The organism is Gilliamella sp. G0441 (assembly GCF_050589305.1).
Taxonomy (GTDB): Bacteria; Pseudomonadota; Gammaproteobacteria; order Enterobacterales; family Orbaceae; genus Gilliamella.
In genome coordinates, this window is sequence record NZ_JBNRJF010000002.1 from 290,315 (window position 1) to 313,300 (window position 22,986).

Below are 22,986 nucleotides of genomic sequence, written 5' to 3' on the forward strand. Positions count from 1 at the left end.
CAAAGGCGGGCAATTTATACGCCTTTAAACAAAACATGTCAACCCAATATCCTAAATATCCCCTGTAAATGCTTAAAAAAAGCACTTAAAGCCCCAACAAAGTTCTATTTTGTCTAGAATTAATACATGTTTTATCGAATATCAGTTACAATTATCATCTCATTGGAAAATTAGGAATATAAAAAATGGACATAACAACATTATTGAATGATAACGCATTAAATTTGATTATAATTTTTGTACTTTCATTTATCGGGTTTGTTTACAGAAAAAGGACAAAAAAACAATATTTTGACAATATTATTAAATACGCCGATATTCTAGAAAAAACACCACAGCCAAAATATCAAAAAGATTATATAAATAATCTTAAGAAGAAATTACTTTGGGAAAAGGTTTGTTTTTATCAATCAGGTAACATCAATAAAGAAAGAATTGCGATATCGTTAATCAATGCAGATATGCATAATATTATTGCTTTACCACAATTAAATTTACTTACACATTACTTTAAAATAAAACAAAATAAAATCATCCCAATTAACCTTTTTTTGATAAAAGAAGTACTTTTCGGGGGTATAGCATTGCTATTGGGAATGTTGATTATTATCTCAAATCTAAAAACGTTATTTAGATCGACAGATTTAGTAAACATTGTCATTGCAATAATCACAATACTTATAGTCACTGTGATAGCGGGATTATTTAGTATTAGCCCGTTGAAAAGACTTAAAACATATTGGTTAATTTTGAAAGATCGTGATTTTCTAAAGCGAGCAAACGTTCAATTATCGATGATAATTGAAGAATGTAACCAAGTTACACCTTTGAGTTCTGATGAAGTCACAAGTGATGACGCAATGAATGAACAAGACACAAAACAACAAGATTAATAGTCTTAAAAGTAACCTTTTTCATTATTAATAAGTATTATAAGGATGACAAGGTAAGACAATGACTAAGTCATCCTTTTATATGGGTATTAAGAACGAATATTCAATCGTGTATTTTTAAGCTTTTCAACAAGATCAAGTAAGGAATGATTTAACTGCCCCATAAATTGTTGATAAGAAAATGCCTTTTTACTAATCTCATCCAATTGCCGTTCCCAATGCGCGGTCATGTCTGGAATAGACATAATATCCGGTAAAGATAAAATTAATTTACGTCCAACAGGGGTGGCACGAATCGATTTGCCTTGTCGTGTTAAAAATTGACGTTTAAATAACAGTTCTATTATACCTGCTCGAGTTGCTTCTGTGCCTAAACCATCAGTTTCACGTAATATTTTTTTGATCTCCGGATCTTTAACAAATCTTGCAATGCCCGTCATTGCAGAAAGTAAGGTTGCATCATTAAAGGGTTTAGGCGGTTGAGTTTCTTTGCTGAGTAGTTCAGCATCAATACATTGTACTGCCTCCCCTTTTTTCACTAATTTAGTTAACAATCCATTATTCTCTAAATCCGCTTCGGCTTGATCAGTTTGTAAAGTCTTCGTTCCAAACAACACTTTCCAGCCTGCATCAAGCATTTGCGTAGCTTTAGCAATAAATTTTCCGCCTTGGATATCGACATCAATTTGGAGTTCAGCGTATTTATATACGGGATAAAATTGTGCTAAATATTGGGTTGCAATCACTTGATAAACTAATTTTTCATTATCATTTAAATTTTCCATTCTTGCCTTGCGCTGTGTTGGAATTATGGCATGATGCGCTTCAACTTTCTTATCGTTCCAAGCTTTGGTACGCAAACTAAAATCAGCATTTTCAATAGCAGACTTCAAATCAGAGCAATTATTTTCAATGGCTGATTTTACACTGGTTATTTGGGTAAGATGTTCTTCAGGTAAAAAACGACAATCGGATCTCGGGTAAGTGATTAGTTTATGCTTTTCATATAATGACTGGCAAATATCCAGTACATCTTGTGCACTTAAGCCATTTTTTTTAGCCATCTCAATTTGAAGAGCGGATAAATTAAATGGCATTGGTGGCGCAACCTCTTTCTTTTTGTTACTGACTTTTTCAACAATACCTGTCTGATCTTTAATTCTTCTACAAACATTTTCGGCTAATGCTTTAACTAAAACTCGCCCTTCTTCATCTTGATAGGGTGCACAGGCTTCGCTAGGTTGCCACTTAGCCTTAAATGTTTCATTATGCTGAGTTTGAAGAATAGCAAAAACTTCATAAAACGGCTTTGGCACAAACTTTTCGATATCTAAATCACGCCTTACTACTAAACCAAGAATAGGCGTTTGTACACGTCCAATGGATAATACCCCTCGATACCCACCTCGTTGCCCCACCAATGTACAAAGACGGCTCATATTAATACCATACAACCAATCAGCACGGGCTCTTGCTAGCGCTGACGTAGAGAGCGGAATAAAATCTTGATTGCAACGTAATTGTTCAAGTGATTTTTCAACTGCGCTGGCATTTAAATCACTAATCAAGCAACGCTTAATTGCTTTGCGTTTATCTGGTGGTAATTGACAATAATTTAAAACTTCATCAACTAATAATTGCCCTTCCCTGTCTGGATCGCCTGCATGTACAATCTGATCGGCAGATTTAATCAACTCAACCAAAATATCAAATTGGCTTTTTGTACTGCCTTTTGGCATCAAGACCCATTTTTCTGGAACAATGGGCAGATCATCAATCACCCATTTTTTAAAGCGCTCATTATACACCTCTGGAGTCGCTTGTTCTAAAAGATGTCCAATACACCAACTCACAATATCGCCATTAGCGGCTTTGATAAAACCCGTTCCTTTTTGATGCGGTTTAGGCAAAACATCGGCAATTGCCCTAGCTAGACTAGGCTTTTCTGCAATAAACAGACGATAGGATTGATTAGATTGCATAATTATTATTCTTAATCATAAAATTCAAGCTTTAGAAGCTTAACAGGATTTATTCAGTCTATAATCTATCTTCATGGAAAACTTATTATAACCATTCAAGTAAGCCAAATTTTGACGATACAGACAATTTGAAATTAGTTTTGAAAAGCAAATTGCAACCAGTTGTTTTTGGCTTTTTGGTATAACTTTTGCCCGTTCAAATTCAATACTATAGTGATATGCCAAATAAGTTAACGCACTATAAAATATCATATTATCCTTTATAATTATTAATCCTGATGACAGTGTCACAAATGCTAAATGAAGTTGAAAATTGTTACATAAGTCTTTAGCACATTCAAGCGTAATAATCTATTGATGGTAGTGTTCATTATTTACAAACAAATAAGCAAAATGGTTATTATCTGAGACTATTACAGGGTTAAACCAATCCTGATTAATCAACCCATCAAACTAGAAATAGCCAAGTTAGTTCACTACTAAACTCGGTTGTAAAAAAATACAGATGAATGCATAAATAATGTTTTTTGCCTATAAGTTTACAATTAAGTTTGATTAAAAACATTCACAATGACGTTACTAGTTTGATCATCAGTAACGTTAAATAAGATTGTTTTTATTTACTCATGTTAAAAAATCATCCAATACTTCTACCACCATTTTTTGTACTTCAGCCAAATGGCAGAAACGATGGAAATAACAATAAGAATTAAAATCAATCCAACAAAAGACCATGGATGCTCACTAAACGGTATACCAGCAAGATTGACACCCAGTAAGCTCGTTATAAAAGTGATCGGTGTGAATATAATGGTAAACAGTGACATTAAATAGATTCGTTTATTGGTCGATTCGGCTAAGAAGCTATTAATCTGTTCCATAATCGATGCTAAACGTAATAAACAACTGTCAATGTCAGACACATAATGGCTTTGTTGATTTGAAATATCATGTAGACGTTGGCGATCGTTATCATCAATCCAAGAAATCCTTTCGGTTGAGATTTTAACAAAAATATCCCGCTGCGGTGATAATAATCGACGAAGTATAATCAACTGTCTACGTACTCGACCAATTTCTTTATGTGAAAGAATCCGTTGATTTAATACTAAATCTTCAAGTTTAACAATCTTGTTATGTACACTATCAAAGGATAAATTGACTTGATCACTTATGAGTTCGGATACTTGGATTAACCAATCAGCAACATCAACCGGCCCTATCCCTTTTTCTAAATTATCTTTTAATTGGAAAATCGCATCGATTTGTTGATGTCGGGTCGAAACAATTAAATTATCGGTAATGTAAAAACGGAAAGTAACAATCGGATCGGGTAATTCATTTGGCGTATAATTTACACCTTTTAATACGACTAAAATACCTGTATCAAAACGGATTTCTTTTGATATTTGGTTGGGTTTAATTAACTCATTTTTAACTAAATCTGGAATCAATTTTGTCTGATTGATCCACTTTATTGTTTCGGATTTAGCAAAATCCAGATGGATCCAACAAGGCTTTTGCACCGTCGCTTGGCAATCATTACTTAAAGGATTGGCTTTACCTTTACCATCAAATTGACAACTAAAAACAGGTTTTGCTGATATAAGATCTGAAACAGGAACGGAATTTTCACTATTTTCATTCGTCATTATAAGCCCCATTTGTTAAGTTTTCTTAATTATATACCGAAATTGCTTAAAAATGGAGCAATTGATTAACTTAATTTATCAAAATTAAGGCATTAAATAGAGCTGCGGAGTCAAAGCATTATTAGGGTGAGGAATAATACCTAATTCGACCCCATACCAACGATTAATTTTTTCAACGGTCAATACTTCAGAAGGTGTACCATGTTCAACTATTTTGCCTTGATTTAGTAAAATTATTTTATCCGCATACAATGCTGCAAGATTAAGATCATGCAATACACAGCAAACAGCTAATCTTTGGTCTTTAGCAAGTTGTTTCAATAATCTCAACGTGTGTTGTTGATGATACAGATCTAATGCAGAAGTAGGTTCATCTAAAAACAATAGTTTTTCCGAAGGTTCGGGTTGCCATAATTGAGCAAGCACTCGAGCTAATTGTACGCGTTGCTGTTCACCGCCAGACAAGCTACGATAATCACGGTTTGCCAATTTTAAGCAATCCGTTTGCTTCATGGTTTCGTTAATAGCTTTATCACAATGCAACCTACCATAAGGTGCTCGCCCCATAGCGACCACCTCTTTTACGCTGAAAGGAAAGGTTAATTGGCTATTTTGTAACATTACCGTTCGCACTTTTGCAAGTTGCTTGGCTCGCCATTGTGATACAGCTTTATCGAGTAGGTAAATTTCGCCAGATGATGGCATTTGGTAACCGGTCAAAAGGCGTAATAAGGTTGATTTTCCTGCACCATTTGGACCAATAATAATGACTATCTCTCCTGCTTTGATTTCTAAAGAAACGTCATCAATCAATCGGCGATTACTTGAACAAAACGTGATATTTTTAGCTGTTAACATCTTTTACTTTTAACCGTTATTTATGTCTTAAAATAAGCCAAAGAAAATAGGGACCACCAATTAAACTTGTCAATAGTCCTACGGGTATTTCAGTGGGTGCAACCACTGTTCGAGCCAGAGTATCAGCTAATAAAAGCAAACTTGCACCAGCAAGTGCAGACGCAGGCAATAACACAGCGTGATTTGCACCAATACGTAAACGAATCATATGAGGAACCACTAAACCAACAAAGGCAATACTGCCACTTACCGCAACCGAAGTTCCTATCAATATAGCACTTAGCACCAATAAATATCGTTTTAGGCGAAGGACATTAACACCTAAGTAATGGGCATCTTCATCTCCTAACTGTAAGATATTAAGTTGATGAGAAAGCAAAAAAACTACGCATAAGGCAGGAATAATTAAAGATGCGGCAACAAAGACCAATTCCCAAGATCCCTTGCCCAAATGCCCCATCGACCACAATGATATTTGACGTAATTGAGCTTCGTCACTGATATAACTAAGGCATCCCATAACAGCGCCAAGGATTGCATTTATTGCCACACCTAATAATACCATTTTTGCCAAATTGCACTGGGCGTTGAGACTATAGATATAGATGAGTAAACAGATGAATAAACTGCCTAAAAAAGCAGCAACCATTTTACCATATAACATCATAATTGGAGGGAAGATTGCCGGGAACAAAATTGACAAACCAACCATCAATCCAGCCCCACTACTTATACCCAACAAACCAGAATCTGCTAAAGGATTACGAAATAATCCTTGCATAACAGCACCCGAGGTTGCCAATGCCATACCGACAATCACGGCTAAAAGGATGCGAGGTAAACGTATATTTAGCCAGATGTTTAATGAATTAAAATCCAATGATAATGAAGATAATTGTGAAAATGGAGATTTCAATGGCCCAGCATTAGATGAAATAATGATTAAGACCAAAAGAATGACAAATAGTCCCCATAACAAAAAACGATGACTATAACGCTGCACTAACTATCCTCTCCGATAATATTGTTGTAATTACACTCATCTTGTTTTAACGTTCAAATTTAAGATTGGGATCAATAACACTATAAGCCTTATTATCAAATTGTTGGTTGGCTATTTTCTCGATGATAATTTTGGCTAAATCAATACGATGAATCAGTCCATGAACTTCTTGTTGATAGTAGCATTTTGCATTTCCTGTCAGTTCACCATTTTGTAATCCACCTGGTCTCAATATTACAAAATTCAGTGCACTAGTTTGTAACCAAACTTCAGCTAATGATTTTTCACGTACAGCATGCCCAAAAGCGTGTTTGGCTCGCTGAGATAATGTTGACCATGTTTCACCACAACCTAATGATGTAACTAATACCATCTGCTTTATATTGGCTTGTTCAGCACAATCAATAATGATACGTTGTGCTAGATAATTTCCGGTTTCTCCACCCAACGTTGAAATAATTGTAGCTTCAGATCCGGCTAATGCACAAAGCTGGCTAACCATGGATGAATCGGTCGCATCACCGACGTGACATTCAATACCTTCTTGAGTTAACTGTTTGGCAAATGTTTCGTCTCGTACCAATGCAATACAACGCCAACTTGGTTGGCACTGTTTAACTAACTGACAAATCTGATAACCTGTTCCTAATTTTGGACTTACGCCAAAAACTAATACTGTTTTCATTCTATTATCATCTCAAAATTAATTGACTTTTTGGGCTAGAGCTCTAAATTTTTCTAATTGCTCAGGTTTTAATTGATGTTTTTCATCACGACCAACAAAAATCTTAAACATTGATTGTCCCATATGATTTAGAAAAATCATTGATGCTGTTGACATCTTCATAAATTTACGTTCAATGAAAGCAATATATTGACAATGCTCAGCTTTAATATGCCCACTTAATCCTTTTTGATGGCGTAAGTTAAAATATTTTTGGCTGTGATTACCTGGTGGTAATTCACCCGAGATTTCAGCAATGATATCACCAGTATGTATTAAAAAAAGCACATCTCCCCAAGTGGTCACCTCTTCCCAAATCATATCAAAATTAGAACCATCAACAATTTTAGCATCTGGTAAGGCTTGAATAACTTGCGTTAATGTTACCTGATAATCTTGAGCAATTTTTTCCAATAATTCCTCTGGATTAGTTTGCATATAAGTTGAAAGATTAGTGAGATGAGTTTGCTTATCTACCATTTTGTTATCCTTTATTGATGTGAAGTATGTTGATTATTTTTCTTGTCAGAATGCGCACCAGGCATAACAGGATGCCCCTTCATAGCTTGTTTTGCCTGAGCCATTTTTTGCTGTAACTCAATATGTTCTGGATTGTTGAGTTGTAGTAGTAATTGTTGTAGAGCCTGTAAAATATTACTTGACCAAAAACGTCCAGATAATGTTAGGCGTAAACAATGATCTTCATCTTGCAACAAACCAACTTGATGCCATTGCTTAATTAATGGATCAAATAAATCTGCACAATTTGTCAATTTAGTCAGATCTACTCTCCCCTTCTCAATACCTGCTTGTAGCTGATGTAACCAATCACCTAATAATGATTTTCCGGTTAACATCATTATCGGCTTTTTACCTTGATCAAGTTGGGCGTAATATTGATTTAAATCACGGTGTAACATATAAGAATGTGTATCTAATTTTCCTCCTGCACACGAACCAAAACCAAAAAAATGTGAGCCCTGCTTAATTAAGAAATTATATAAATTTCGTTCTCGACTAGTTTTAGACCAATGAGCATTCGTCAAATGAACCCAACCTTGTTTTGCTAAAAATTCTGCACCTTGATGATAAAAATTACATTTATCACTCACTGATGGTAATTCAATCCGTTTATTTTCGACACCTTTTGCTAACGGCGTAGTTGGAAGTAAATTTAGTGAATAAAGATCGACACCATCTAAAGGAAGATTGTTTGCTATTTCTAAATCACGTTGCCAAGTCTCAACGGTTTGATTAGGTAATCCAAACATTAAATCGCACACCAACGCAACGCTATCACGTGAGGCTATACGCTCAAAATTTTTGATAATTTGTTGTTCTGTAGATTGGCGTCCTAACTTTTGTCTGATAGTCGTATTGAAAGTTTGTATGCCAATTGAAAAACGATTGGCACCAGCCTCAATATAACTATCCACCTTTTCATCATCAAAATCCGAAATTCGTCCCTCTACAGTGATTTCACAGTCAGGCGCTAATGGTGCATGTTGCTTCAAATAACGAATGACTCGTGCTAATTGCCCTGCGGCTAAGGCTGAGGGAGTGCCACCACCAAAATAAATCGCATGTATTGGCGCCGATTGCATTGCATTATTATTAATCTCAAGTGATATCTCTTGTAACAAATAGTCAATATAAGTTTTGGTGTCGAATTTGCGTAGAGGATTTTGATAAAAGCCACAAAATTGACAATGAATATCACAAAAAGGAATGTGAATGTAAATAAGTCGTTTTCGCCCACTTAAATCTGCATTTTGAATAATTTGCCAATTTTGTTCAATATCAGGGGGAGCTATTGGTAAACTAGCTTGTAAAGGCATTACTGCCCAGCGATCTTTGAAAGGAAGAGCGGAATTTAACGCATAAAAAGGACTAACATCAAGTGATTTCATAACAACCATTTTAATTAAAAAAACTGTAAAGATTAAATAATAATTATTATCATTTATCAATATATTTTATTGATTATTTTGTAATTACTTGATATTTTGATGATTATTACTAGTATACCAATCGGTGTTTTCAAGAGTATAAACTAATTTTTAAACGGTTCGTCTGTTTTTTAGCGCTTAAAAAATCTCCAAAATTATTTATTTCCTGAAATTTGAAGCAAGCTTTCAATTCTAAGTTAAGACTAACGAAAAAAATCATAAAAATATCATCAGAATTCTATTGATAATAGTTCTCATTTTCAATATAGTGTTATATAGATGTATTTTTGTGATAAGGATTTTGTAATGATTAAAAAAATATATACAACCTTTTGTCTAGCTTTACTTGTTGTTACACTTAACGGCTTTTTTAATGTAAGTTATGCCAAGGAAAGGATTGTTATTGCGGGTGGTTCATTAACTGAAATTGTTTTTGCATTAGGCGATGGTAATCAAGTTACTGGCGTAGATAAAACCAGTAATTATCCAAGTGAAACAAAAAATTTACCTCAGATCGGTTATTGGAAACTACTCAATATTGAAGGAATTCTCTCTCTTAACCCAACTTTATTTATTGCATTTAACGATATTGAGCCAGACTACATATTTTCTCAATTATCTCAAACCAACGTCGATATACTTTCATTACAACGAGTGCCAGGAACAGTTGATTTACTTTACCAAAACATTGAAAAAATATCAGAAAAGTTGAATAAGCAAAATGAAGGTAAACAACTTATTACAAAAATAAAAACAAATCTTTCTCAGCTTGAAAACAAAATCTCAGCTCACCCTCAAAAGCCCAAAGTATTATTTATGATGAGTATGGGGGGAAGTAACTCTGTTGCAGGAAAAAATACCACTGCTGATGCCCTCATAACCATTGCTGGAGGCGAAAACTTAGCCAAGCACAATAGCTACAAAACATTCAGTGCTGAATCGTTAATCGAGATGAATCCTGACGTTATTTTACTTAATTCTCATTCCATTACGCAATTAGGTGGAATTGACAAAATAGAGACTATACCAGGAATAACTGAAACTTCAGCATATAAAAATCAGAGAATTAAAGCAATTGATGACAGCTATCTTTTTGGTATTGGACCTAGAGTGGATCAAGTTGCAGATATACTTTATCAAAGTTTTTACCCAGAAAATAAATAATCCAAAAGTTAAAAAAATTTTAAGTGAAATTTAATTAACGATTAGAAAATCAATACAGCTAAGTTAAATACATTATCAAATCTGTATGAAATATTGAAAAAATTTAGTTTATTTAGTTTTTAAGATTGAAGGTTAAAAATGTTATACATTAAAAATTTGAAAAAAACTGGCACGTTAGCTTTAGGTCTAACACTAACAATGCCAGCATTAGCGACTGAAAAACATGATGATGAAAAAATTAGTGATATCATGACAATTACAGCACATGAATCGATTAAACAACCGGGTACCAATACCGAAATTTCTGAAAATGATATCAGACGAAATGGTGGTACAAATTTCGGTACCCTCATGCGCTATCAACCTTTGATATCAGCTCCAGTTAACATATCTGGCTCAGGCAGTGGCAAAAGTAGCTGGGATAGAGGTGGATTTACGGGTTACAACATTCGAGGATTAGATGCAAACCGTGTATCTATCGACATTGATGGTATGCCATTACCCATTGCACAAGGTCGTGTAAATTCAGTTGGTCGAGCCGGTTTTGGATCCTATGGGATAGGACGTGATTACATCGATACCTATATGTACAACAAAGTTGATATTCAATCGGGTGCTACTTCTGTTAGTAACGCAAACAATGCACTTGGGGGGTCGGTATCGTTCCAAACTAAAACAGCAAGTTATTATCTTTATCCTGGAAAAACGAGCTATTTTGGATTTCAAAATAACTATGACAGCTCCGATAGAAGTTATCATCAAGGAATAACGATGGCTGGCGGAGATGATTATCTAAATGGTATTATTGTTTTAAGTCGTCGTGATGGACAACAAGGTAGAAATCATGGTGATTCAATTAATAATTATCCTGAAAATTGGCATTCTAATTCAATACTTGCTGGTTTTGGATGGCAAATGACTGATGAGCATCTTTTAAATGCCACTATTGATTACAACAATAAAACAAAAAATTCCCATTATGATACATGGGATAAGTATGGTAAAAAAATTGAATCCTACGATCACCAACGTAGTAAAAATAACCGTTTTAATTTAGCAATCAAAGATCAATGGATTCCAACTAACATTAGCTGGATCGATAGTCTAACGACTCAATTTAATTATCAACGCACTAATGTGTATGACAGCACGTATCTTCGACATACGACTAATGGTAACTATAACATCCAAACTAATTATAATACCAAAGCTTATAATTTTATTTCCACACTGCTAAAAAACCATGATAATCATAGAATTAGTGCTGGTTTGAATGCAAAATGGAGTGAAGATGAATCCCCTTTTTATACTTCTGCTAAACCAAGGTATGGAAAGCTTTTCCCTGATGGTGATTATACCAAACCACAAGCTGACAGTCGTACTTATCAAATAGGTGGTTTTTTTGAAGATAGAATAAGTTTCAATTTCAATGGAGATCATAATTATTACCTCGTGCCTGGCATTCGAGCAATATATCAAAACACTAAACCTCGAAATTTAGAAAACATGGCAGTTACTATCGCTGATGCTTCTAAATTAGGTAAGCAATATAACAGTAATAGTGATTTTCAACTTTTACCATCTTTAGCATTGATGTATGACATCAATCCGACTTTTACCGCTTATCTGCAATACAAACGAAGTGCTCAGATGCCTAATCAGAATCAATTATACGGTTCATACTTAGCTCATAGCACCATGTATGTTCTAGTAGGTGATTCGAATCTTAAAACAGAGACAAGTGATAATTTTGAACTAGGTCTGAAGGGTCATCCAATAACAGGGATAACCTTATCAACAGCGGCTTTTTACAATAAATACAAAAATTTTATCGCTTATACACGGTATAAAAAAGATTTTGTTGGAACTGGCAACCGACTTGTGTATCAAGCTGAAAACCGTGATAAAGCATATATATATGGTGCAGAATTGAGTAGTGAATTTAACTTTGGATCATGGTTTGAACAAGTAAATGGTCTAAGTGCAAGATTGGGAATTGGTTATAATCAAGGTAAATCAAAATCAAGCTATTTAGGTGATAAATATATAGAAATGGATAGCATTGCTCCATTAAAAAGTACCATAGGACTAGCGTGGGATGATCCTAATAAATATTATGGATTGGCCTTAACTGCAACTTTCCAAAAAGGTAAAAAGACCAAGCCAACTTCACGTGAATCATATAACAACGAAGGCAAACCAATTACTGATTCAAAAGAAGAATACTTCCGAATAGCAGGACATGGTGTTATTGATTTTACAGGTTATGTTAACGTAACTAAAAACATAAGATTAAATGGTGGTGTGTATAACGTTACAGATCAAAAATATTGGGATTATTTAAGTAATAATAAATTGTATCGTAACTCAGATCACAAATATCTCGATCTCTTCACTGCACCAGGTAGAACTTTCCAAATTGGGTTAGATATTGATTTTTAAATCAAACCTAATTCACTCTAACTAGCCCACTTAGGTGGGCTTGCCATGAAACTATTTTGACTATTTTATCTTCATTCATACACCACATCTTTACAGAACTTAAATTTAGTTAAAAAATCTTTTAATTTTATGTTAAGATTGCGTAAGCCCGTTAGTGCCATAACCTAAATTGAAATATCAATTCAACATCTATCGGGTAATTGATTGAAGATTTAATGAAATTATTCAGCCTAATTAGACAATAAAAAATATCACATGTAATATTTACATGTGATATTTTTCTGTTAACATATAGTCAATATTAATGAAATAAATCCAAAATCAATTCTATGAAAAAAACTAAAGAAACCAAAAGTTCAGCATTTTACCAACAGCAGTATCGTGAGCGACTGCGCAACCAAGGTTTTATAAAAAAGGAAGTTTGGATTTTGCCAGAAAATACGTCAAAGTTACTAGAAATTGAAAAAAAATTTCGTGAACCTTTGTTAGTAAACAACCAGTGTTTTAAAAATGATATACAGGAATATAATGAAATGAAGAAAAAAGAAATTTGGTTAATTACAGATCTTTATGAAGAACTGAATAATTCTGAATTAGTTAAGCAAGGTTATGCAACCGTTGAAATTATAGATGGTGTAGATGCATGTTTACATATTATTATGCATGAATATGGCGATTTACCATTATTTTTAAGTGTTTCAAATCAACAAATAATTGTTGAAGCGTTACTCTGGTCGACTAAAGTTATAAAAGAGCAAACAAAATTTAATGAAGAGGTTTTACATTCTCGAAAACTCTTCCCTTTATCAACTATTGCTATTGAAAATTCTGGTGATGGATCGGTGAACTACATTATGTATGGTGCTTTAAGTTCGTCTTCATTACTTAGTAACATCATTTACGAATTAGAAACATTATCTGATAATGTAATCAAAGCCACTGAAGCTTATGATCATTACATTAATATTAACTAATTAACTGAATTTATTAATAAGGAGATTAACAATGACTATCTTCAAAAAACTGGTAACAGCACTTCGAGGTGGTATTAATGAGGCTGGAGAATCAATTGTCGATTCACAAGCTTTACGTATACTTGATCAAGAAATTCGTGATGCTGACAACGAATTAAAACAAGCAAAAGAGTCTCTTGCTAATATACTTGCTCAACAAAAATTAGCCGATAGAGAAGTTAAAAAATCTCAAGAGAAAATTGCTGAATACGAAAGCTACGCTTTAAAAGCTTTAGATTCAGGAAATGAAGAATTAGCTTTAGAAGTAGCTGAAAAATTATCGATTCTTGAAAATGAATATGATAACCACAAAAAACAAGCAACTTATTTTACTGAAAATGCTAAGAATTTACGTCAAACAATTTCACAAACTGAAATTAACATCCGTAATTTAAAACAACAAGTGGATATCGTCAAAGCAACTGAAAGTGTACAAAAAGCGCAGTCAGCTATTGCACAGCGTTATGGTGGTTCTACAGCTAAATTACAAACTGCTTTAGATTCTTTAGAACGTATCAAAAAACGTCAAGAAAAAACAGCAGCAATTATTGAAGCAAAAAATGAACTGGCTGTTGATGAAAACAAAAGCTCACTAGATAATAAACTTGAAGCAGCAGGAATAAAACCTGGTAATCAAAATGCAGCAGCTATATTAGCTAGATTAAAAGAAAAGCAAGCTAAATAAGTTATTTAGCAAAGATAATTTTTAAGTTAGAATACAAAAAGCAATTATATAATTAACTAAGTTTTTTAGCTAATTTGGAAATAAATATAAGGAATTACAATGGAGCTTTTCTGGGGAATATTTTTTTCTTTTCCTGTGATTATCTTTAGTGGGCTATTAACACTTTGTGTCTTGTATTGGTTAGTCGCGGCAATTGGTATATTAAGTGTCGATTGTTTAGATTTCGACTTTGATTTTGATATAGATGATCTGCCAACTGATATGCCAACATCAGGATTTGGTGGTTTATTAATGAAATTTGGATTTAATGAAGTTCCAATGACATTAGTAATTACACTAATATCTTTGTTAGGCTTTTCTATTAGTTATTTTTCCTTTCGTTTTTTAGTCCTACCGCTATGTCATATTACATTGTACTATTACATAATGGGTACCTTCATTTTCATAATTGCCTTTATTTCTGCAGTTTATCTTACTGCTTATATCATAAAACCTCTCCGTCCCATTTTTACTAAACTTAATATTGCCAATGATCACAAATCATTATTGGGTCAAACCGTTGAAATTCGTACAAGTTCTGTGAATGAAACCAAAGGTGAAGCTATTTATGAAGACGGAGGAGCTGGTCTAATTCTGCAAGTAAGATGTCATGATTCTCATCAATTCAAACGAGGAGATAAAGCCATCTTATTGCGTTATGATCAAACAAATAACAGCTATGAAATAATTAGCATAGAAGAATTTAATGGTTAGTAAAGTATATTTTTTTGGAGAAAGTAAATTATGTCAATCGATTCTGATACTATAATGTTTTTTCTGGTAGTTGTAGGAATAGCATTCCTTGTAATTATCGGATTTTTCTTATTATTTAAAGCATTTTATATAAAAGTTCCACAAGGTACGGCTCTTATCGTAAATGATATGACCTCAAAGCCTAAAGTACATTTTACCGGTGCTTTAGTTTATCCTGTCATCTACAAAAAAGAATTTATGAAAATTTCATTAATTACTTTCGATGTAGAACGTCGTGGTAAAGATGGATTAATCTGTAAAGATAACCTTCGAGCAGATATTTGTGTAGCATTCTACCTTCGTGTAAATGAAACCACTGAAGATGTATTAAAAGTAGCAAAATCGATTGGTGTAGATCGTGCATCTGATCAAAAAGCGGTTAGTACCCTATTCAGTGCTAAATTCTCTGAAGCATTAAAAACAGTTGGTAAACAATTTGAATTAGCGAAACTTTTTGAAGATCGTATGAATTTCCGTGAACGTATTATCGACGTCATTGGTAAAGATCTTAACGGTTATGCTTTAGAAGATGTTGCTATTGATTACTTAGAACAAACACCTATCAAATCACTTGATCCAGATAATATATTTGATGCTGAAGGTATTAATAAAATTACCGCTATCACTGCTGTTCATAAAGACGAAACAAATAAGCGTGAAAGAGATTTGGAGTTAGCTTTAAAAAAGAAAGATACCGAAACAATTGAAGCTAAATTGGAACTTGAACGCCAACAAGCAGATGCCGAGGCTCGTCAAAAACGTGAAATCGAAACAATCCGTGCCCGTGAACAAGCTGAAACACTTAAAGTTCAAGAAGAAGAACGTTTAAAAGCAGAACAAGCTAGAATTCAATCACAACAAGAAATTGAAGTGCGTGAAGAAAATCGCTTGCGTGAAGTTGAAGTTGCTCAACAAAATCGCCTAAGAGCAATCGCAATTGAAGAAGAACGTGTAGAACGAGCGCGATCATTAGAAGTAGTTGCTCGTGAACGAGAAGTTGAATTACAACGTATCGAAAAAGACAAAGTTCTTGAAGAAGAAAAGAAAATAATTGCTAACGTTATTCGTGAACGTGTCGCTGTTGAAAAAACAGTAGCCGTTGAAGAAGAAAATATCAAAGAAGTCCGAGAAGTTTCAAAAGCAGATCGTGATAAACAAACTACAATCATTGAAGCTGAAGCTAGAGCTGAACAAGAATTAGTAAGACAAGTTAAACAAGCAGAAGCCGATGAGCAATCTTCAAAACATCGTGCTATTGAAATTAGTACTATGGCTCAAGCAGAGCTTGAAGCTGCTGCTAAACAAGCTGAAGCTAAAAAACAACTTGCTCAAGGAATTGAAGCAGAAGAAGCCGCAATTGGACTTGCTGAAGCAAAAGTACGTAAAGCACGTGCAGAAGCTGAAGAAAAAGAAGGATTAGTCAAAGCTAACATTACAGCCGAAACTTTATTAGCAGAAGCCAGAGGAAATCAAGAAAAAGGATTATCCGAAGCAAAAGTGATTGAAGCAAAAGCTTTAGCGACCGAAAAACAAGGTTTAACTGAGGCAAAAGTTCTTGAAGAAAAACTATCAGCTCAAGCTCGTGGTGATGAGCGAATTGGTTTTGCTAAAGCAGCTGCTACCAAAGAGCAAGGTCTTGCCGAAGCTTTAGTTATTCGTGAACGCCTAACTGCTGAAGCGAATGGTTTAGTTGAGAAATTCCAAGCAATGGGCACAATGAATGAGCAATCTAAAAATCATGAAGAGTTCCGCTTGGCACTTGAAAAAGGCTTTGAACAAGCTATGGCTGCAATTGCTGCTAATAAAGAAATTGCTAAAGAACAAGCTGAAGTTCTTGCTGCTGCATTCAGTAAAGCAAACATTGAAATTGTCGGTGGCAATGACAACTTCTTTAATAGTTTCTCCAAAGCAATTAGTGTTGGTAAAGCAATTGAAGGAACTGTTAATCAAAGCCCTGTCCTCCAATCAGCATTGCAATCTGTGCTATCACGCTTATCAGGCAATAAAGATATCAATTTAAAAGAAACGCTAAAAAATACTGATCTAAAAGCGTTAGCACAACAATTTTTACCATCCGATAGTAATAAAAAACAAAGTGATAGTGAATAATGCTTCACTTTAAAGATAATCGTACATAATGATTATCACTATCATCTGTTTTCGGTAGAAAATACGTTTCTATCGAAAACAGCTTCCCTTTCTGTATAATGATCAATGAGTTTAAAATGGCAGAAATAGAACAAGAAAACGAACAACAAACAACACTTGATAAAGCGGTCGCTGAAGGCGGAGCTTATGAAATCCTTCGTAAACGTCTAACCTCATTAGGACAAGAATTAAACCAAAAAACAGAAGCGTTAAATCTACAGCGTCTTACTGAATTTGGTAAAAGTGATATGTCCATCATTGGACGAATTCGTATAAGAACTGAAAATAACTGTATAGCAAGAGATATTGTCCGTTTTGGTGATTGGTTACTTTTCGGTTATAACGTTTTTCTAGGATTAAAAAAAGAAACCAAAATTGAAGATGTATTTTCACTTTATCAACTTGTTGAGCGGGATGGAAATTATGAAGCCGATTCAGTTGATCTATCTAATACATTTTTAAATATTGATCGATTTGTTCAAGATTTTAATGAACTTTATACTTATTATAAAAACGCGCAATTACTTCAGTTAGTGGAACGCGATGGAAAACTACTTGCAAGTTTCCAGATTGGTGAACGAGTTAGCGATATTCGGGTTTTCCGATGGTCAATTTCGAGCGATAAAAAAACCATTAATTATATTGATAATCGTGGTGAACGTGATATTGCACTTCCTCCTGCTTATGATTTTGAATGGATAGAAACCACACGAGAAAATATTGTCAATGGTCGATTTCCACATATTAATATCTTAGATACTGTTTTTGTTGAAACTATTGGTGGTGACCTAACCATCAAATGTGAAAACAATACGAATGATGGACTAGGAATTTATCGTGAAGAAGTGCTTGATAAAAACCAATCGATCAACGATGCAAAAATTGAATACGCAAAAGTTGGATCATTAATTCTGATCAAAGTTCTACCTTATCGTGAAGAAAACTGGCGTTATTTAATCTATAACACCCTCACCCAAAAAGCCCAACGAATTGATTTTATTGGACAAGCTTGTATTCAGCTACCTGAAGATCATGGTGTAATCTTTCCTGGTGGTTATTATTTGCAAAATGGTGAATATAAAACCTTTGATCAGTCTATGTCAGGTATGCGATTTAGACGCATCAGGCGTTCCCCAAACGGTGAAGATGTTCTTTATATATTTTATGATCCAAATTCTGGTCGTTTAGCATTATTTAATTACAACATGATTGAACGAAAACTTGATAACCCTATTCTAGGTCACGGTTATGCAGTTTTTGAAGATGGAAGGATGGTCGTATTTGAAGGCGAAAATAATGAACCAACACGAGTTCATCCAATGCAAATTTGGCAAACGCCTTTTTATAGTGACGAATATGCTGCGACGCAACCAACAAATAACAGCTTTTTAGGTAAAATCGGTAACGCTGAATTAGTACGCGGTATATCTGATCTTTACTTTATATCGCGTGAAATAGATAACCAATCTGTTTCATCTCAACTTTATAGCAAATTAAGTGAGGATACTAAACGACTTTTTGATAGCTATTTCTGGCTTTCTGATGAAAAGAATTTATCATTCTCTCCAATTTTACGTAATATCTCGCAAACAAGTGAATTAGTCCTTGATGAATATGAAAAAGTTGAAAGCATACGCCGTCAATCGGATAGTGCGATGCGTGAAGCGATCACCAATCAACAAGACTTATTAGCAAAATTATATCCAGATAGTTGGCAGGAAACTCATGAATACGTCGATGCACTTAATGCGATAAAATTGCAATTAGGAAGTTTGGTTACATTACGAACATATCGATATATAGATTTAAATCAAATAGATATAATGGAAAATGAGCTAAAAGAACGTCAAACTTTAGTTTCATTAGCAACAGCCAAATTTTTAGGCAGTGATAAAGCATTAGAACCATTCATATCTAAAATAGAGGAAATTGAAAAGTATCTTACTAAAGCGGACACAGTTGCCAAACTTGTCGAACCGATAAAAACCGCTGACCAAATGTCAGAAAACTTAGATATGCTTTCTCAATTAATGGCGTCATTAAAATTTGATGATGTCACATTACAAACAAAAATCATTGAATCGATCGCCGAAGTTTATGCCAAACTCAACCAAACGAAAGCACGCATTAACCAAAAACGGAAAAATCTTTCCAGCGTTGAAATGGTTGCGCAATTTGGTGCTCAATTCAAACTCTTTAGTCAAAGTATTGCCAGCGCATTAAGCTTAGCCACGACACCTGAAAAATGTGACGATGAACTATCAAGGCTATTAGTTCAACTTGAAGAACTCGAAAACCAATTTAGCGAAAGTGAAGAGTTCTTAAATGACATACTGGCTAAACGTGAAGAAATCTTAGAATCATTCGAAACGCACAAACAAGCGCTACTTGAAGATCGAACAAGACGAACCGAAACATTACTGACTGCTGCTGACAGAATTTTAGACAGTATTCCACGACGAACAGCAAAATTTTCAGATCAAAACGAACTTAATGCATTTTTTGTTGCCGATCCTTTAGCGCTCAAAATTCGTGAAATAGTCGAGAAATTACGTGCGCTTTTTGATAATGTCAAAGCTGATGATATTGAATCTCGATTCAAAAGTGCTAGAGATCAAGCAATACGTTCTTTACGTGACAAATCTGAAATTTTTGAATCGGGTGGTAATGTCATTAAACTTGGTCCAAGACATAAATTTAGCGTTAACACTCAAGAGCTCGATCTTACTATTGTACCTAAAGAACATCATCTTTACTTACAATTAACAGGTACAGATTATCAAGAAAAAATTGACCATCCAAAATTAGAAAGTTTTAAACCTTTCTGGACAATTTCATTAGAATCGGAATCCCCAACTGTATACCGAGCAGAGTACCTAGCCTACTCAATTATCAATTCGGCGCTAAAAAAGGAACATAATTTTAGTTACGAAGATTTATCCAGTCAGTTAACTCAACCTGATATGTTAAATAAAACCGTTCGTGACTATGCAGCGATGCGATATCGTGAAGGCTACGAAAAAGGTATTCATGATCATGATGCGGTAAAAATATTATCAAAATTAATTCCTTTAGGTGAAGCGGCTGGATTACTACGCTATAACCCTCTTGCACGTAGCTTAGCAATGCTCTTTTGGCATAATAATCAAAAAAATGATATCGCCAAATTATGGCCTGAACGAGCAAAAACCTGTAAAGATATTCAAGCTTTATTTGGTCATGATGAAGGATTAAAAAACTTACAAGCTGAAATGTCAGTTGAACTCACTCAATTTTTGGAAAAATATCCAATTCAACATGAGCATTATCATATCAAACAAGCAACTGAGTACCTAAGTTATGTTTTAGCTGAAACGCCTCTACAATTTACTTTAAGTAAATATAGTAGCTATTTGTATGAAGGATTAAAAGCTCGACTTGAAGAATCTCACATACTCGGAGACTTTAACCAATCTCAATGCAATCTTAAAAAACGACTAGCGGATCGTTGGAATCTGATTGAAAGCTGGTTTAAAGGACTCTGTACCCTTCCAGATTATCAAAAGTTATCAGGGTATATTGCTGAAGCAACGATCTTATGCATGTTTGATAAAGAAAGTAATATAGACTTGGAAATTAGCGAAATTGAGCTTGATATTACAGTTAATGACTTATTAGGTGAACATTCAAGTATTTCTCAAGGCGTGTTAAAAATTAATTTAGATGACTTCTTTAGCCGTATGCGTAAACAATCTAGAGTCATCATTCCAGAATTCCAACATTATCAAAGCCTTCGTCAAGAAGTACTAGATGAACAACGAGACTTTTTACACTTAGATGAATTTAAAGCAAAACCTCTAAGCTCATTTGTACGTAATAAGTTGATTAACCAAGTTTACCTACCTATTATAGGTGACAATCTAGCCAAACAGATGGGAACAGTTGGAGAAAGTCGTCGTACTGACTTAATGGGCTTATTATTACTCATCTCTCCGCCAGGTTACGGTAAAACAACCCTAATGGAGTATGTTGCAAATCGGCTCGGCTTAATTTTTATGAAAATTAACGGCCCAGCACTAGGACACAGCGTGTTATCATTTGATCCTCAGCAAGCGCCAAATGCTACCGCTCGCCAGGAACTTGAAAAGCTGAATTTAGCGCTGGAAATGGGTAATAATGTCATGTTATATGTTGACGATATTCAACATACTAATCCTGAATTTTTACAAAAATTTATTTCATTATGTGATGGTTCTCGTCGTATTGAAGGGGTTTGGAAAAATAAAACCAAAACTTATGATCTTCGAGGAAAAAAATTCTGTGTCATTATGGCGGGTAACCCTTATACCGAATCAGGTGAGGTTTTCAAAATCCCTGACATGCTAGCCAACCGTGCAGATATTTACAACTTAGGTGAAGTTTTAGGTGGCATGGATGAAGTGTTCGCATCAAGTTATATTGAAAACTGCTTAACATCAAATCCGGTATTATCGCCATTGGCACTGCGTGATCTTAATGACTTATATCAATTTATCGACCATGCGCAAGGAAAACCGTTAAACAGCAATGAACTTAGCTATGCCTATAGCCAAGCGGAAATTAGCGAAATTGTAGCTGTACTGCGTCATTTACTGAAAATTCGAGAGGTCGTCTTTAAAGTCAATCAGCAATATATTATTAGTGCAGCGCAATCAGATAAATACCGAACAGAACCGCCGTTCAAGTTACAAGGTAGTTATCGAAACATGAACAAACTTGCTGAAAAAGTCTCTTCAGTAATGAATGATGAAGAACTCAATCAAATTATTGAAGATCACTACTTGGGCGAGGCACAACTGCTGACCAACGGCGCAGAAGAAAATCTGCTTAAACTTGCTGAAATTCGAGGTGTGTTAACAAAAGAACAAACTAAACGTTGGCAACAAATCAAAGCTGACTTTATGCGCAATAAAACACTAGGTGGTGACGAAGCGAATACCGGAAACCAAATTGTCACCCAATTAGCTGACTTAGTACAAAGTGTACAGGCATTAAAATTATAAAGTGGTTGATTTATCAAAAAAGCGGAAATTTAATTTCCGCTTTTTCTTAGAGAATGATGATCATGAGTCAGTTAAGTTAAAATAAAATTGATAAACAATTAAACCAGACAATAATTTGGGGAGGGCTAAAATAACGATAAAAATATACAAATGAGTAAGGAAAACATATGACTTATATAAAGAAAACAAATTACATTATATGATGAAAGAGAAATTTATAATTCCGGAAAAGAATACATTGAAGCTACTTAAAAAAACTTATTATTTGTATGACCTTATTTTGAGGATCGGATGCAATCAAGTCCTACAACCAAAAAGTTTTAAAATCATCAATGGAAAACCTTTTGATATTAGACACCTCGGTTTTTTCGTCCCTATCGATATCTTTTCATCTAAATTTAAGGGTAATTATAATTAAGAATCTTTAGAAAAAATTTCGTCTCCTTATGAGGATGAGGTATTTTCTTATATTTGCCACAAGGTAGCAATGAGTTGAAGGTATGGTAATCATGAAAAAATTAATCAGTTTATTTCTACTTAGTTGTTTTTTGTTTTCTTGCGGACAAGCACAAAAAACAGATAAACAAATAATTCAAGAAACTATGCAAGCAATTGAAGTGCCAAAGCAGTACAAGCAAGAACCTGCCTATTATGTCGGGA

The 22,986-nt window shown here is 34.2% G+C and carries 15 protein-coding genes and 1 pseudogene; 8 read left to right on the forward strand and 8 right to left on the reverse strand.

Annotated elements, in window-relative coordinates:
* Positions 1-185: 185 nt before the first annotated feature.
* Positions 186-893: a hypothetical protein gene (locus ACKJXD_RS03510; protein ID WP_430875538.1), complete on the forward strand. Its 708-nt coding sequence runs from the start codon at positions 186-188 to the stop codon at positions 891-893.
* Positions 894-982: 89 nt separating this feature from the next.
* On the opposite strand, the gene ACKJXD_RS03515 is transcribed toward ACKJXD_RS03510, so the two are convergent.
* From ACKJXD_RS03515 to hutW, 8 genes and pseudogenes are all read right to left on the reverse strand, one after another.
* Positions 983-2,875: a DNA topoisomerase III gene (locus tag ACKJXD_RS03515; RefSeq protein WP_430875539.1), complete on the reverse strand. Its 1,893-nt coding sequence runs from the start codon at positions 2,873-2,875 to the stop codon at positions 983-985.
* Positions 2,876-2,914: 39 nt separating this feature from the next.
* Positions 2,915-3,226, reverse strand: a complete 312-nt coding sequence (locus tag ACKJXD_RS03520) for a GNAT family N-acetyltransferase (protein ID WP_430875549.1) — start codon at positions 3,224-3,226, stop codon at positions 2,915-2,917.
* A 299-nt stretch (positions 3,227-3,525) separates the two neighbouring features.
* Positions 3,526-4,527: a zinc transporter ZntB gene (gene zntB, locus ACKJXD_RS03525; RefSeq protein ID WP_220217059.1), complete on the reverse strand. Its 1,002-nt coding sequence runs from the start codon at positions 4,525-4,527 to the stop codon at positions 3,526-3,528.
* Between the two features lie 84 nt (positions 4,528-4,611).
* Positions 4,612-5,385 (reverse strand): heme ABC transporter ATP-binding protein, encoded by a 774-nt coding sequence (locus ACKJXD_RS03530; protein ID WP_220217058.1) that lies wholly within the window; start codon positions 5,383-5,385, stop codon positions 4,612-4,614.
* A gap of 16 nt (positions 5,386-5,401) precedes the next feature.
* Positions 5,402-6,388: a FecCD family ABC transporter permease gene (locus tag ACKJXD_RS03535; protein ID WP_220217057.1), complete on the reverse strand. Its 987-nt coding sequence runs from the start codon at positions 6,386-6,388 to the stop codon at positions 5,402-5,404.
* Between the two features lie 46 nt (positions 6,389-6,434).
* The gene (locus ACKJXD_RS03540; RefSeq protein WP_220217056.1) at positions 6,435-7,073 is read right to left on the reverse strand and encodes an NAD(P)H-binding protein; all 639 of its coding nucleotides are present in this window, start codon (positions 7,071-7,073) and stop codon (positions 6,435-6,437) included.
* A gap of 18 nt (positions 7,074-7,091) precedes the next feature.
* Positions 7,092-7,592 (reverse strand): heme utilization cystosolic carrier protein HutX, encoded by a 501-nt coding sequence (gene hutX, locus ACKJXD_RS03545; RefSeq protein WP_220217055.1) that lies wholly within the window; start codon positions 7,590-7,592, stop codon positions 7,092-7,094.
* A 125-nt stretch (positions 7,593-7,717) separates the two neighbouring features.
* Positions 7,718-9,022, reverse strand: a pseudogene (gene hutW, locus ACKJXD_RS03550) (heme anaerobic degradation radical SAM methyltransferase ChuW/HutW); the annotation flags it as partial.
* A 345-nt stretch (positions 9,023-9,367) separates the two neighbouring features.
* Here hutW and ACKJXD_RS03555 point away from each other — a divergent pair.
* The 7 genes from ACKJXD_RS03555 (at position 9,368) to ACKJXD_RS03585 (ending at position 22,326) form a co-directional block, all read left to right on the forward strand.
* Positions 9,368-10,225 (forward strand): heme/hemin ABC transporter substrate-binding protein, encoded by an 858-nt coding sequence (locus ACKJXD_RS03555; RefSeq protein WP_430875540.1) that lies wholly within the window; start codon positions 9,368-9,370, stop codon positions 10,223-10,225.
* Between the two features lie 138 nt (positions 10,226-10,363).
* A complete protein-coding gene (locus ACKJXD_RS03560; RefSeq protein ID WP_430875541.1) occupies positions 10,364-12,667 on the forward strand; it encodes a TonB-dependent receptor domain-containing protein in 2,304 nt (767 codons plus the stop codon).
* Positions 12,668-12,996: 329 nt separating this feature from the next.
* The gene (locus ACKJXD_RS03565) at positions 12,997-13,641 is read left to right on the forward strand and encodes a YjfI family protein (protein ID WP_220217051.1); all 645 of its coding nucleotides are present in this window, start codon (positions 12,997-12,999) and stop codon (positions 13,639-13,641) included.
* Positions 13,642-13,672: 31 nt separating this feature from the next.
* Positions 13,673-14,365 carry a PspA/IM30 family protein gene (locus ACKJXD_RS03570; RefSeq protein ID WP_220217050.1) on the forward strand — a complete coding sequence of 231 codons (693 nt, stop codon included), beginning with the start codon at positions 13,673-13,675 and terminating at the stop codon, positions 14,363-14,365.
* Between the two features lie 99 nt (positions 14,366-14,464).
* Entirely contained in the window at positions 14,465-15,118 is a 654-nt protein-coding gene (locus ACKJXD_RS03575; RefSeq protein WP_220217049.1) for an OB-fold-containig protein, read from the forward strand.
* Between the two features lie 54 nt (positions 15,119-15,172).
* Positions 15,173-17,266 carry a hypothetical protein gene (locus ACKJXD_RS03580; RefSeq protein WP_430875550.1) on the forward strand — a complete coding sequence of 698 codons (2,094 nt, stop codon included), beginning with the start codon at positions 15,173-15,175 and terminating at the stop codon, positions 17,264-17,266.
* Between the two features lie 116 nt (positions 17,267-17,382).
* Complete coding sequence (locus tag ACKJXD_RS03585) at positions 17,383-22,326, forward strand: DNA repair ATPase (protein ID WP_430875542.1); 4,944 nt, start codon at positions 17,383-17,385, stop codon at positions 22,324-22,326.
* Positions 22,327-22,986 lie beyond the last annotated feature (660 nt).